A 14,166-nucleotide genomic window follows, 5' to 3' on the forward strand; every position below is an offset into this window, starting at 1 on the left:
CGGAAGATCTCTAAAAATGAATGGGTCGTTTTGGTGGGATACTTACATGATGACTTGCTTGCTCATCACTCATTTCCTGAGTGTCTACCCCCATTGCTTGTGCAATTCGGGCAAAGCGGCTGGTGGCTTGCGGGCGATTATATTCTTCAATCACCGGCAGCAAGATAGCATTGCAGACGCCATGAGGAAGATTATGTGTGGCGCCCGGTTGGTGGGCCAGTGCGTGAACCAAACCTAGACCAGCACTGTTAAATGCCATACCGGCCAAGTACTGCCCAGATGCCATCATTTCGCGCGCTTGCAGGTTTTTGCCGTCAGCGACGGCTAATGGCAACCATTGACTGATAAGACGGATTGATTCGAGTGCTGAATGGTCCGTTAACGTATGCGCACCTAACGAAACATACGCTTCGATAGCGTGGGTAAGGGCATCCATCCCCGTTGCCGCCGTGACACTGGCAGGAATATTGAGCATCACTGAGGGATCGTCAACCGCAATATCAGGGATGATATTGGTATCGATAATCACCTCCTTCACTTGCCGCTGACTATCAATAATCACCGCATTACTGGTCAGTTCTGCCGCCGTTCCCGCCGTGGTATTGATGGCTATTAAGGGAACACCTGTTTGTTCAACTTTACCCACACCGGCATAAGCTGTAGATGGCCCTGGATTGGCAGTCAGTATCTTGATGGCTTTGGCGGTATCAATGGGGCTGCCGCCACCGAAGGCAATCAAATAGTCACATTGATGCAGCGTAAAGGCGGCAAAACCGGCCTGTACCAACTCTTCTGTCGGATTAGGAAACACCTCTCCAAACAGCCCGTAAGGTAACTGATACTGCTCCATCGCCGCGAATAAGCTGTCCAATAATCCGAGTTCAACCAGTTGCCCGTCAGTAACAATCAGTGCTTTCCCCCACTGTTTGTCACTGAGTAATTTAACCATATCGCCGATTGCACCCGTGCCGTGCAAGCTGATTTTCGGTAGTGCCAACATGAAACTCATACTGTACTCCTCAAATAACGCATAAATGATTCGCCCCGACGTTAGCCAGGGCTTTAATCGAAGGGATTAGGCGTCCAGCGCCGCTGCCATCGGCGTAACATCAAAACGAGCCGCCAGCGCGATCAGTTGTTCACGTGAAATGGTCTGTTTTTTACCGCCCATCGACAGGACTTTTACCATGATTTCGGCTGATTTCTCGGCGGTATCAATCAGGCCAAAGGCGTCATCCAGTGTGGGTCCGCTGCCAAAAATACCGTGGAAAGGCCAAAGCACCAGGCTGTGTTCACGCATTTGCTCCGCCGTTTGTGTACCGATCCCATCGGTGCCCGGCACCATCCATGGCACAATGCCAATCCCATCAGGAAATACCACCAAACATTCCGTACTGCCTTCCCATAACAGGCGCGTGAAGCTGGCGTTCTCCAGTTTTTGTACATAACTCAGGGCAATCAGATTGGTGGCATGGCAATGCATAATGACCCGATTGGTGCCGCCGCTGACTTGCATTTTGACGATGTGAGATTGGAAGTGAGCGGCCAGCTCCGAGGTGGGTAACCCTCCCTGGGTTAGGCCCCAGTGAATGTGATATGCCGTGCCATCATTGCTGACTTGTAGCAACACCAGATTTTCTGCTGGGTTCAATTCAACATTGCGGAAAAACTTGCCGGAACCGGTGACAAGGAACCAGCTATTTGCCAGTTCGGGAGCTGGTTGCGTGAGCTCCACGTTACGCGGTTGTTGGTAAAAATCACGACGATAAGGTTCAACCTCTTCAGCGAGCAGGCGTAGGCTGATATTACCACCGTTACGTTCATCCCACCCTTTGTGCCACATATCACTGGTGGCTTTAATCATTCCCTGAATAAACCAGGAAGATAGAATAGCTTGCATAATTATGAGTCCTTAACGTTGGCTGAGAGTCTGTTGTTCATATTCACGTACTGCGTCGAGCCAGCGGGCATCAACCGGAACGTCATTGCGCTGGCAGTAACCTTCCCAGATGGCTTGCCATGGCAGGGACTTTTGCTCTTCCAGCAGTGCCAGCCGTGCAGTGTAATCACCGCGCAATTCCAGTTGACGTAGCATGTCGGTAGGTTCCAGTAAGGCGCGCAGTAGGGCCTTTTTCATGTTGCGGGTGCCAATAACCCAAGCGGCAATCCGGTTAATGGAGGCATCAAAGAAGTCGAGGCCGATGTGAACCCGATCAAATAGGTTGTGACGAATAATTTCGCTGGCGATGGCTTGGGTTTCATCATCCAGTAACACCACATGGTCACTGTCCCAGCGAACCGGACGGCTGACATGCAATAGCAGGCGTGGGACATACAGCATGGCGCTGGATATTTTGTCGGAAATCACCTCGGTTGGATGGAAGTGACCCGCATCCAAACACAGCGCCGTTTGGCGACTGGCGGCATAGCCCATATAAAACTCGTTAGAGCCCACGGTGTAACTTTCAGCACCAATACCAAACAATTTGCTCTCAACCGCATCAATATGGTGAGCCGGGTTTAACTTCTCGCTGATGACTTCATCCAGAGCCGATAGCAGGCGCTGACGGGGGGCAAGGCGATCAATCGGTGTGTCTTTCATGCCATCGGGGATCCAGATATTCATGACCGACGGCGTTCCTAACTGTTCACCAAAATAGGCAGAAACCCGGCGGCTAGCCTGACAGTGTTCAATCCAGAACTGGCGGATTTCCGGATCGGCATGAGACAAGGTAAAGCCGTCAGCGCTGAGGGGGTGAGAGAAGCAAGAAGGGTTAAAATCCAGCCCCAACTGGTGTTTTTTTGCCCATGCAACCCAGTGGCTAAAGTGGCGCGGCTCAATTTTATTGCGCGCAACCGGCGTGTCAGATTCCAGATAAATAGCATGTAAATTGAGTCGTTTAGGGCCAGGAATTAATGCCAAAGCCAGTTCAAGGTCAGAACGCAACTCGGTCGCATTGCGCGCTTTGCCAGGATAGTTTCCTGTTGCCTGAATTCCGCCGGTCAATACGCCATCGGGATCCTCAAAACCGGTGACATCATCGCCTTGCCAGCAGTGCATAGAGACCGGTAACGTATCAAGACGGGTGAGTGCGGCATCAACATCAACGCCGACAGCGGCAAAACGCTGTTTAGCCAGATCCCAGGCCTGTTCAATAGAGTTCGTCATATGCAAAGTTCCTTAGGTAATTGACTCAGTGATTGGAATTGCAGCCAATGGGCAGCAAAGTCCGAGTTGTCGTGAGGGGATAAATGGTGCAATGGGAAGTTATTCGCCACGATACGGCGGTAATGGGTGACATCAGCGACCTCACCCAGCGAGATTAATTGGCTACCAATATTGCCGAGCGTGGAGGCCTCAACCGGCCCCATGCTTACATTCAAGCCACAGGCATCGGCACACAGTTGATTCAGAAATTGGTTTTGACAGCCGCCACCGACGATATGTAAATGGCTGATTGGGCGTCCGCGGAGTGTTGCCAATTCTTGAGCCACTTGCCGGTACAGCATGGCGAGGCTATCAAAGATACAACGGGCCAGCTGGGCGGCTGTGTTCGGCACGGGGAACTGATGTTCACGGCAGGCGTTTTGGATCTCACGGCACATATTGGGTGGATTAATAAAGCGGCTGTCATTGGGATTGATCAGCGAGCGGCAAGCGGGTTGTTGTGCCGCTTGCTCAATAAGCTGCGGTAAATCGTCAATCTGCAATTCATCCGTCGCCCGTTGCAGTAGCCACAGACCCATAATATTTTTGAGTACGCGATAGCGGCCTTCAGCCCCTCCTTCGTTGGTGATATTGCTGCACTGTGCCTGCTGGTGGGTGAGTGGTGTACCGCTTTCGAAGCCCATAAGTGACCAAGTGCCGGAGCTAAGATAGGCAGCATCAGCATCAATGAGGGGGGCGGCAAGAACTGCGCTGGCCGTGTCATGGGTGGCAACGGCCACCACCGGAACCTGCTGACCGTTGGCGCTGTGCCAATAGCCGATGGTATTCCCAGGTTTGCCGGGTTTGGCAAACCAATGGGCCGGTACGCCAGCATAGGCCAGTAAATCGCTATCCCAATCGCCGGTTTCGATGTTGAGCAACTGGGTAGTACTGGCATTGGTATATTCCCAGTTTAGCTGGCCGGTAAGGCGATAATGCAAATAGTCCGGGATCAATAATAGATGGGTAACATCGGCGAGTAAGTGAGGTTGTTGTTCACTTAATGCCCGCAGTTGATACAGCGTATTGAACGGCAAGAACTGAATACCGGTACGGCGATAAATCGCATTGCTACCCAGCGTCTGCTGCGCCCGCGCCATCACTCCCTGAGTACGACTATCACGGTAAGATACTGGCTGTCCGATCCGTTTCCCTTGCTTATCAAGCAAAACAAAATCAACCCCCCAGCTATCAATACCGATGCTGTCCAGCGCTATCCCTTCACTGTCTAGTTGGCTCAGCCCCTCACGGATAGATTGTTCAATGGCATCGATATCCCAGACATCGGAGCCATCAATAGATTTAATCTGGTTGGTAAAGCGGCAGACTTCCCGCAATGTAAGCTGTTGCTGACCGGGATAATAACTTGCCAGCATCACCCGCCCGCTGGACGCGCCAAGGTCAATGGCAACCATGTGCCGTGCGGCTTTTGGCGATGTGGCTACCGATGGTGAACATGTAGGTTGTGAACATATGGGTTGTGAACATATGGGTTGTGAACATGTAGATGGTGAACATGTAGATTGTGTGGGCATGATAAGCGGCCTGTTGTTTCTCAATGCCAACAGTGTAGAAATTTGCCTGTTAGACGACCTTCTCATCACTGCCAACCGCTATGGCTTGATGGCAGAATGACGAAAGTGAAAGTGAAACAGCTCACAGTTTCGTATTTAGGCGGCTGCTCATTCCCCTGTGACCCCGCGCATACTTTTCAACATTGTCATGCCTATCTAAAAAAAATCGCTGCCAAAGTGGTTTTTAATGTCAAAAATTGAAGGTTTAGTCATCACTGCAGCTTTTACTATCAAGGGCTGAAGCAGGGCGATTTCGCCGTGCCTGTCGAAAGAGGGTAAAAGATGACTGTATTGCACAGTATTGATTTTTTCTCTTCCAGCTCAGCACCCGTGGCGATTGAAACGCGTGCGCCACAATCGGCATATCCTGAGCATCATCATGATTTTTATGAGATTGTTATTGTTGAAGAGGGGGCGGGCGTACATGTTTTTAATGGCAATCCCTATACATTAAGTCGCGGTTGCGTCTGTTTTGTCCGTGACCATGATCGCCATTTGTTTGAATCCACTGATGAGCTGTTCCTCACCAACGTATTGTTTCGTGCCCCAGATGCCTTTCGCTTTTTATCCGGTGTCGGGCACTTCCTGCCCCGAGAGTGTGATGGGGTCTACCCCTCCCATTGGCGGGTTAACGGCCAGGTTTTACAGCAAATAAAGTGCTTGATTGCTTGTCTGGAACACGCCCCGAAAAGTGATCGGGTTGAGGATATCGCTCTGCATGAAAGTGTTTTTATGCAGCTATTGGTGAAACTGTGGCAAGGGTGTCAGACGCAGGCGGGGGATGATCAGGAAGGGCGGTTATACCAACTGTTGGATTGGCTACAAAATAACTATAGCGAGGCGATTGAATGGCTGGAATTGGCTGATCGCTTTGCATTGCCGTTACGTACTCTACACCGCCAGTTAAAAAATAAGACCGGGATGACGCCCCAACGCTATCTGACACGTTTGCGCTTACTGCAAGCCCGTCATCAACTGTGTTACAGCGACAATAGCGTTACTGACATCGCTTATCTGTGTGGGTTTGGCGACAGCAACCACTTCTCAACTTTATTTAAGCGAGAGTTTTCGCAGTCTCCCCGTGATTTGCGTAGTCAACTTTAGCCGCTTGAATTGCCCTAACAAGAAAGGGCGTGAAGGGTATTACGGTAAAAATTGAAGGGTATCACGGTAAAAATTGGCAGTTTCAAGATAATGAACGAGTCATTAATTAACCTATAACGATAAGGCTGTACACATGCGGGTACCACTGCTGTTAGAAAGCCGGGATTATTTACCATCGGAACAGATGCCGGTGGCGGTAACCAATCGATACCCGCAGGAAACCTTCGTAGAGCATACCCATCAATTTTGTGAAATTGTGATTGTCTGGCGGGGAAATGGTTTACATGTCCTGAATGACCACCCCTATCGCATTACCTGTGGGGACGTTTTTTATATTCAAGCCGCAGACCATCATAGCTACGAGTCAGTACATGATTTGGTATTAGATAATATTATCTATTGCCCAGAGCGACTCCACCTGAATGCGCAATGGCATAAGTTACTGCCGCCTTTTGGACATGAACAGAATCAGGGCTATTGGCGGTTAACGACACAAGGCATGGCGCAGGCACGGCCTATCATTCAACAGTTGGCGCAGGAATCGCGCAAGACGGATTCCTGGTCGATACAACTGACTGAAGTCCTGTTATTGCAACTTGCCATTGTGCTGAAACGGCATCGCTATAGAGCTGAGCAAGCTCACTTACTGCCCGATGGCGAGCAGCTTGATTTAATCATGTCTGCGTTGCAGCAAAGTCTGGGAGCCCATTTTGACATGGCCGATTTCTGCCATAAAAATCAGTTGGTTGAACGTTCTCTCAAGCAACTGTTCCGCCAGCAGACCGGCATGAGTATCAGCCACTACCTACGCCAGATTCGCTTGTGTCATGCCAAGTGTTTATTACGCGGCAGTGAGCATCGTATCAGTGATATCGCCGCTCGCTGTGGGTTTGAGGACAGTAACTATTTCTCGGCTGTTTTTACCCGTGAAGCCGGTATGACCCCACGAGATTATCGCCAGCGCTTTATCCGCTCCCCGGTGTTACCCGCTAAAAATGAGCCGTGATAACCACAGCGCTCTCATTTAGCATTATTCTTCACCACGATTAGCCATAAGATAACGGACAGGTTTTTCAACGCTGCCCGTCAATATCATCATCTTTAATAATAGATAGTACGATCTTTAATAACAGATATTACGCAGCCATACCCAAACCAACAATATTCGCAGCCAGAATAATCACCAGACAACCAATACACAGCATTGCAACAGGCTTTTTGGTTGAACATTTCCACTCTTTGAGTAGCAGGCCGACAATACCGCCACACAATACATAGAAGCTCATGTGCAGCATCCAGCTCATATAATCATACTGTTGTGGGATCTTGGCGTGGCCCCAGGCATAGAAGAAGAATTGCAGATACCACATTAAACCAGCTAACGCCGAGAACAGAATATTGGTGATCAGCAGTGGCTTGGCAACCGAGAAATCGGCTTTGACTGACAAGTTTTTAAGTGTTGCCAACCGGATAAAACAATAGCTGAGGTTGATGATCGCCCCGCCTCCCATAATGATGACGTAGCTTGGTAGGGCGACATACAGTGAGTTGATCCCTAATGCGCTGGCGGCTTCATGCATCGGTTTTGCGGCATCCATGGCAAATGACATACCGGCGGAGAAAATGCCGCACATTACGGCTAATATTAGCCCCTTCTTCAGGTTGAATTCTTCCGCCTGAATGCCCATTGCCCGTTCTTTCAGTAACCCGGCATAACTGACGATGGCAACACCGATCAGAGCGACGAACACCCCTAAAAGGGTCATTCGCCCACCTGGGGTACCGAATAGCACATCAAAACGCCCTTGCAGAATAGGGGTCATCAACGTGCCGATAATGAGTGTGATACCGATGGCTATCCCTATTCCCATCGACATCCCAAGGTAACGCATGGTCAGGCCATAGTTGATGTTACCTATCCCCCACATAGCGCCGAATAGAAATACCGGCAGTAAGGTAGCGATGCTGAAGGAACCGTAATATTGCCAAAAATCAGGTAATAACAGATAACTGACCGTCCATGGCAGGATAAGCCAGGAGACTAGCCCCCCAATAGACCACATGGTTTCCCATGACCATTTCTTAACTTGTTTAAACGGCGCGTAGAAACACGCTGCACTGGCAGCACCGACCAGATGCCAAATTATCCCCAATATAATCGCATTATTCATCTTATTATCCTTCGCTGTGATGGTGCGGGTAGGCGCAGAATATGAAGGGCGCACAAACCGCTGATGACGAAGGAGTCTAAATAGTGTGCAGTCTTGTCACCTTCGGCTGACTGCCTTAGGACAAGGAAAACTGGCAAAATTCAGTAGGTAAGAATGATGATGATCACAAAATGGAATTCTGGTGGCAGATTGACGGGTTTTGTGGCATTAACGGCAGTCAGTCAGCAAAAGCCGCGCTGCAGGGTAGGCTGTCCTTGCTCACCCCAGTCACTTAGTTATCTAAGCTTCTGGGGATTAATGAGCCTCCCTCTTCGGACAGCATAAATGCTATTCAAATGGGTTCCCGACCCATTTGTTGCTCGGTTGCCGCCTGCCTGCATCTCGAAATCAATTGGGTATAAGCATATTAAGTCGGAGGTGATTTAATTTAAGCGTTGTTTTTGAATTTAATTCTATTGCTCGGCTTGCGTCTCGTTTTACTGCAATGTTCATATCACCCAAAATGACGTAATTCGGTGATGTTTTATATCTGAATTACTGTCAGTCCATATTATCCAGACGTCGGCGTCAGAATTTATATCGAAAATTTTTCTGGCAGAACATCTGTTAGAGATAAACTAATATTAGTTCAGATGCCTAATCTATTGGAGATTGATATGAATGGATGTTTTCACTAAATAATGCTTGGCCATCATAGTGGTATAAAATATCGAGCGAGCCATTTACTCGTATTTTCCACTATTATTACAATGTTCCAAGGTTATTCAACGACAATACACTCATATTCGTGGAGGCTAAAAAATCCACATATTGATATGTAAAATCAGACTATCATGCTTTTCTGTCCAAAAATAACTTATCAACGTTTTATCCATTTACTTATCGCCATTCGCGATAGTTCTTGACCATCTAACTTTCCCTCCCCGTCCTGTCGTCTTCATCGAAATCGTTCCCTTGCGGTACTCTTTCAGTAAGTGATAGCGCGCTTGATATACAGAGATGTTTAATGCATATGCTATTTCTGCTGTGGTTAAATAATCATGCGTGTAAAGAAGGTCACTAATTTTCTTCGTATAATTAACCATTCTATTCTCCTTAAACGGTTACAATAAATGTAACTAAATAACATTGCGTTGAATTAATAATTAGGTGGTTATTGGTTTAAAATAAATAGACGTGTATAGCATGTTTTAGGTTAAATTTATTTAATGTGAAAGCTTTTAATGTAAAAATAGTAAAAATAAATAAATTAACTAACGTTTAAATTAATAGGACGGTGAGATTACAAAATATAACATTATGTTTTTTAAATTTATTGTTCTTGTACGTGCATATGTATATAGATTGCGTGCTTAATATTGGTAAGCATGTTTGGTGTTTTTTGAAGAAAAGATGGAGCATATTTTTTTTCATTATGATGGCAATGTTAGCTGTAAATGAATCTATGGGTTGATAATTAATTGCTTTTAAAAGGTGATTGAAAAATTAAATTGACTAACGTTGTCATAGTTAGCCCACTGAGTGTGGATATTATGGCCTCTGCTGTTCCGATTATTCATCATTCTATTGCTGTACTATAGCTGGTTCCTTCTGGCTGTTTCTCTCCGTAGAGCCGTGATCTGTGTGTCACTCAACCTCTTTTTCTCATGCCCCGTTTGAAACCTTAACACTGTTAGTTTCTACAAACCGTCAATATCGTGACTCCCGAAACCAAAGGATGATATGTAAAAAAGGATAATAGAAGCAATACGGTCTATACGGAAGAAGGGAATGTCAAAGAGTGACTAACTGCGTGTGATTATATAAAAAACTTTCTTATGTCCAGTATTTTAAACTCTTTTTTTTTACACTTTGTCTTAATTTCAATGCTCATCTCATTAATAGCAAACACCTAAAAACAGTTATCATGCAAACAATGATTAAATTGTCTTTGTTGTAACTTGTTATTTATTAAAACATTTCCTTTGTTTGGCACAATATCTTATTTTGCACAATAAAAAAAATTATTTTACTTTTTTATTTGTAGTTTACGATCTTTTCTGTTGCCAATTTGCGGCGTTTTGGTTTCTTATTCCTTTATTTGTTTTTATTTTGGTTTTTTATGTTGTGTTAAACGGTATAATTAGTTTAAAAGATCGATTAAATTGCTTTTAATAGCATAAAAATTCGTATAGCATTCATGCATAAAGATGTGGCAGGTAATATATTGTCAATATTGTCAAGTGTTGTTTTAAAGGTATTTCCTGTGAGTTATTTATGTGTGGGAACAAAGGAGTGACATGGTTTTCCTTATTTTCCTTGCTGTTTTAAATATGAAGGAAAATAAGGCCAGCCATGCTGGAAAATGTTATTAACCAACTAATTAAATAGGGTTACTCACATGAAAAAGAGTATTATTTCTTCTGTTATTGCATTGGGTGTAATGGGTGGGTCAGCAGCTTATGCGGCCCCTATTGATGTAACGTTCACTGGTGGGGTCACCGCTAAAACCTGTGATATTACAGTTTCCCCATCTCCTGGCGTTATGGGAAATACCGTTGATCTGGGCGTTGTTGGGCAAGGTCAGACGGGGCAGCCAGTGACTTTTGCTCTGACTGCTTCTAACGCAACTACTCCTGAGTGCGCCAGCTTGAGCGCTCAGGAGACCGCAGAGGTGATGTGGCTTTCTTCGAAAATGGATGGAGTTGGTTTAGGGATGACCTCTGGTGACGCTACAGGTTCTAGAGTTCTGCTGACTAGCGTGAATGCTAAGGATGCTCAGGTGTCTATCAATAGTGCTAATACATCTGCTGCGTTTGAAGCCAATAAAGTCATTGGTGATGGTTTTAAATTTGAAGCCAAGTTACAAGGTGGCCAGGTTCCGGGTAAATTCCAGTCTGTTGCTTCAGTCCAGGTCCTTTATAAATAATAGTTTATCAGCATATACAAACTTTATTTAAATAAAGGGGTGGAGACACCCCTTTTATATCGCTTGCTCGAGTTTTTTTCTTATTTCGTTTAATCGAAAAAGGAGGGTGAATTGTGTTATTGCGCCCACAGATATTTACGTTGTCAGTACTGAGCCTTGCATTATTCTCACGCTTTTCTTTTGCTTCGGAGCTTAATCTTGATTTTTTGCAAGGTACTAGTGTCACGCCATCCATATTAAATACGGCTTCACGCTATCCTGTCGGTCAATATTATATTGATGTTATCGTCAATAAAGAAAATATCGGCAAGGCGCAATTAAATATTTCCCCCGAAGAAGATAAGGCTGATGTTTTATGTTTATCACCGGCTTGGTTAAAAGCTGCAGGTGTTCCAGTTCGTCTGGATAATTATACCTCTGAGTTGAATGCATCGAAACAGTGCTATGAGCTGAGTAAAAATCCATATACACATGTGGATTTTGACTTTGGTGCCCAAAGCCTGGTCTTCAGCATTCCCCAGTCTTATCTCATCAGTAAAACCGACCCCAGCCACTGGGACTATGGGGTGAGTGCTGCGCGCTTGAAATATTTCGGTAACTTTTCCCAGTCATCTGGACAAAAAACCAGTGCGTTTGCCAACACTGACCTGATAGTTAATTTGGGACGTTGGGTATTGGCCAGCAACATGAATGCCACCAAAAATAGCAGCGGCTCCAGTGAGTTTGCGGCGCGGGATATTACGCTATCGACAGCTATCAGTCAGTTGCGAGGGGATTTGTTGCTGGGGAAATCCCAGACGCGGAGCATTCTGTTCAGTGATTTTGGTTTTTATGGGGCATCACTGCGCTCCAACAGCAATATGACACCGTGGGAGTTGCGTGGGTATGCCCCACTGATCAGTGGGGTTGCCAATTCCACATCCCGTATCACCATTACCCAGAGTGGCTATACGGTGTATTCAAAAGTGGTTCCACCTGGTCCCTACCAACTGGATGATGTACGTCCTGTGGGGAACGGTGACTTGGAAGTGACGGTGGAAGATGCTAACGGTCACAAGACCACCACCCTCTACCCGGTCACTACGCTGCCAACCCTGCTACGTCCGGGGGAGCTGGAGTACAACATGGCCACCGGGCGTAAAACAAACAGCAGCAATATTAAAGATGCTTTTTCCTCCGGTGAGAATGGCCTTTTCTGGCTGGGAAGTTTGGGATATGGCTTCCCAGGTACGACATTCAATGCATCCTCGATTTTGCACAATAAGTATCAGGCAGGTGGCCTGAGCATGACGCAGTCTTTGGGCGTGTTCGGGGCTTTCTCGATCGGGGGAACTCTGGCACAGGCGCGCTATGACCACGGCGTGAGAAAAAATGGTCACAGCGCGAATGCCAAGTACGCTAAGAGCTTTTCCGACAGCACCGACCTGCAGTTACTGGCCTACCGCTATCAAAGTAAGGGGTATATCGAGTTTGCCGATTTTGATGCCACGGATCGCTATGCCCGTAACAACAAAAAAGCGCGTTATGAGATGCGGTTTTCACAGCGCCTGGGGGATGTCAACCTGAGCCTGTTTGGCTGGCGGGAGAACTATTGGTGGCTAGATGGCAATGCGACAGGGGGGGATATCTCATTCAGTAGCACGCTATTTAGTGATGTATCGATGTTCCTGCGCGGAAGCTACAGCAAGCAACCCTATCTGGATAAGCCTGATTACAGTACTTCCATCTCCTTTAGTGTGCCTTTCAATCTGGGGGGGGTACGCCATTACAGTAGCACGGGGATGAATTATAGCAGCCACCAAAAAATGGGGATGACAGCAGGGGTGTCAGCTAATCCAACAGACCGTTTCAGTTACGGCTTGAATACCTCATTGAATGAAAAAGGAGACCGAAATCTGAGCGGTAATGTGTCTTACGGATTCGATGCCATACAGACCCGCCTGATGTTAACACAGGGCCGCCATCAAACCAGCGTTTCAGGCAGTGTGAGCGGTACCGCACTGGGGACGCCGGAAAGTGGTGTGCTGTTGACCAAAGAAACGGGGAATACCCTGGGAATTGTTCGGATGCCGAATGTGGCTGGTGTGCGCTTTAACCGCTCGGCACCGACCAATCGCAAGGGGTATACGGTGGTCAACCTGTCGGACTACACACTCAATCGCATTAATGTCGATATGGAGAACGTGCCGGATGATTTAGAACTTCAAACTACGTCTTATAACGTGGTGCCGACGGAGAAGGCGGTAGTCTATCGCCAGTTCGGAGCAAAATATGTACAGCGCTATATCCTGCGAGTAAAAGACCGTAATGGCAAAATTCTGGATGGGGGCAGTGCGCGTACGGAACAGGGACTGGATGCCGGATTTATTGCCAATAACGGGGTGTTGCTGATGAACCTGCTGAGCGCGCCGACGTGGGTGAAAGTCACCTTGGATAAGGGGAGTACCTGTCGTTTTTCAATGAGCGGGATACAGGCTGATGCCAATAAGGTTCAGGAGGTACGTTGTGAATAAGGTGATGAAATGGGGGATGGTTTTTCTGCTATCCATGGCGGTGTGTGGTAATGCGATGGCTGCTTTTGTCCTGAACGGGACGCGTTTTATCTATGAAGAAGGTAAGAAGAACTTGTCCTTTGAGGTAACAAACCAGGCTGAGGAAACGTTTGGAGGGCAGGTCTGGGTGGATAACACCAATCAGGGCGATGGCGTGTACATGGTTCCGGCACCCCCATTCTTCAAAATTGGGGCCAATCAGAAGCAGATAGTGCGAATCATGAAGACGGACAGTAGGTTGCCGACGGATCGGGAATCGCTGTTTTGGTTGAATGTACAAGAAATTCCCCCAAAGCCGAAGACGGAAGACAAAAACGTGCTGTCGGTGGCGGTCAATACCAAAGTGAAGCTTATTTATCGCCCGAAATCCCTTATCGAGGGGCGTAAAGAGGCAGAAAAGAATGTCAGGGTGATTCACAACGGCGGGAAGACCTACCTGAGCAATCCGACCCCTTATTACTTTGCCGTCATAGGGGTGAAGGTAAACGGTCAGGCGGTCAAATTAAGTTCTGCTGAGCAAAATGCTTTGGCTCAGATGGCACCATTGAGTGAAGTATTGATCGGTAAGCATGCATTGAATGGCACGGTGACGATTGATGCTGTCAATGACTGGGGCGGTGTTGATAGCTACACACTACTGAAGGGTTAG

Annotated in this window: 11 protein-coding genes and 1 pseudogene; 6 read left to right on the plus strand and 6 right to left on the minus strand. The window is 47.1% G+C overall.

What is annotated here, in order from left to right; translation table 11 throughout:
- Window positions 1-52: 52 nt before the first annotated feature.
- From AC971_RS12770 to rhaB, 4 genes and pseudogenes are all read right to left on the minus strand, one after another.
- Window positions 53-1,009: pseudogene (locus tag AC971_RS12770) on the minus strand (iron-containing alcohol dehydrogenase); the annotation flags it as partial.
- Window positions 1,010-1,075: 66 nt separating this feature from the next.
- A complete protein-coding gene (gene rhaD, locus AC971_RS12775) occupies window positions 1,076-1,900 on the minus strand; it encodes a rhamnulose-1-phosphate aldolase (protein ID WP_025382327.1) in 825 nt (274 codons plus the stop codon).
- A 12-nt stretch (window positions 1,901-1,912) separates the two neighbouring features.
- A complete protein-coding gene (locus AC971_RS12780) occupies window positions 1,913-3,169 on the minus strand; it encodes an L-rhamnose isomerase (protein ID WP_025382328.1) in 1,257 nt (418 codons plus the stop codon).
- Window positions 3,166-4,623: a rhamnulokinase gene (gene rhaB / locus AC971_RS12785; RefSeq protein WP_025382329.1), complete on the minus strand. Its 1,458-nt coding sequence runs from the start codon at window positions 4,621-4,623 to the stop codon at window positions 3,166-3,168. The genes AC971_RS12780 and rhaB overlap by 4 nt, the downstream gene beginning before the upstream one ends.
- On the opposite strand from rhaB, the gene AC971_RS12790 reads away from it, so the two are divergent.
- The 3 genes from AC971_RS12790 to rhaR all read left to right on the plus strand — a co-directional run bounded on the left by AC971_RS12790 (window position 4,622) and on the right by rhaR (window position 6,892).
- Window positions 4,622-4,843, plus strand: coding sequence for a hypothetical protein (locus tag AC971_RS12790; RefSeq protein WP_025382330.1), 222 nt, complete (start codon window positions 4,622-4,624; stop codon window positions 4,841-4,843). The genes rhaB and AC971_RS12790 overlap by 2 nt on opposite strands.
- 221 nt (window positions 4,844-5,064) lie before the next feature.
- Window positions 5,065-5,886 (plus strand): HTH-type transcriptional activator RhaS, encoded by an 822-nt coding sequence (rhaS, locus tag AC971_RS12795; RefSeq protein WP_025382331.1) that lies wholly within the window; start codon window positions 5,065-5,067, stop codon window positions 5,884-5,886.
- A 133-nt stretch (window positions 5,887-6,019) separates the two neighbouring features.
- Window positions 6,020-6,892 (plus strand): HTH-type transcriptional activator RhaR, encoded by an 873-nt coding sequence (gene rhaR, locus AC971_RS12800; RefSeq protein ID WP_025382332.1) that lies wholly within the window; start codon window positions 6,020-6,022, stop codon window positions 6,890-6,892.
- Between the two features lie 130 nt (window positions 6,893-7,022).
- Here rhaR and rhaT read toward each other — a convergent pair whose 3' ends face one another.
- Both rhaT and AC971_RS12810 read right to left on the minus strand, forming a co-directional pair.
- Window positions 7,023-8,057, minus strand: coding sequence for an L-rhamnose/proton symporter RhaT (rhaT, locus tag AC971_RS12805; protein WP_025382333.1), 1,035 nt, complete (start codon window positions 8,055-8,057; stop codon window positions 7,023-7,025).
- 875 nt (window positions 8,058-8,932) lie between these two features.
- Window positions 8,933-9,142 (minus strand): FaeA/PapI family transcriptional regulator, encoded by a 210-nt coding sequence (locus AC971_RS12810; RefSeq protein WP_025382334.1) that lies wholly within the window; start codon window positions 9,140-9,142, stop codon window positions 8,933-8,935.
- A 1,295-nt stretch (window positions 9,143-10,437) separates the two neighbouring features.
- Between AC971_RS12810 and AC971_RS12815 the strand changes: the two genes are divergently transcribed.
- The 3 genes from AC971_RS12815 (at window position 10,438) to AC971_RS12825 (ending at window position 14,166) form a co-directional block, all read left to right on the plus strand.
- Window positions 10,438-10,965, plus strand: coding sequence for a fimbrial protein (locus tag AC971_RS12815; RefSeq protein WP_025382335.1), 528 nt, complete (start codon window positions 10,438-10,440; stop codon window positions 10,963-10,965).
- 113 nt (window positions 10,966-11,078) lie between these two features.
- Window positions 11,079-13,478 (plus strand): PefC/AfrB family outer membrane usher protein, encoded by a 2,400-nt coding sequence (gene pefC / locus AC971_RS12820; protein WP_025382336.1) that lies wholly within the window; start codon window positions 11,079-11,081, stop codon window positions 13,476-13,478.
- Window positions 13,471-14,166, plus strand: a complete 696-nt coding sequence (locus tag AC971_RS12825) for a fimbrial chaperone (protein ID WP_025382337.1) — start codon at window positions 13,471-13,473, stop codon at window positions 14,164-14,166. The genes pefC and AC971_RS12825 overlap by 8 nt, the downstream gene beginning before the upstream one ends.

The sequence above is a fragment of the Yersinia similis genome, from assembly GCF_001053095.1.
GTDB classification, from domain to species: Bacteria; Pseudomonadota; Gammaproteobacteria; order Enterobacterales; family Enterobacteriaceae; genus Yersinia; species Yersinia similis.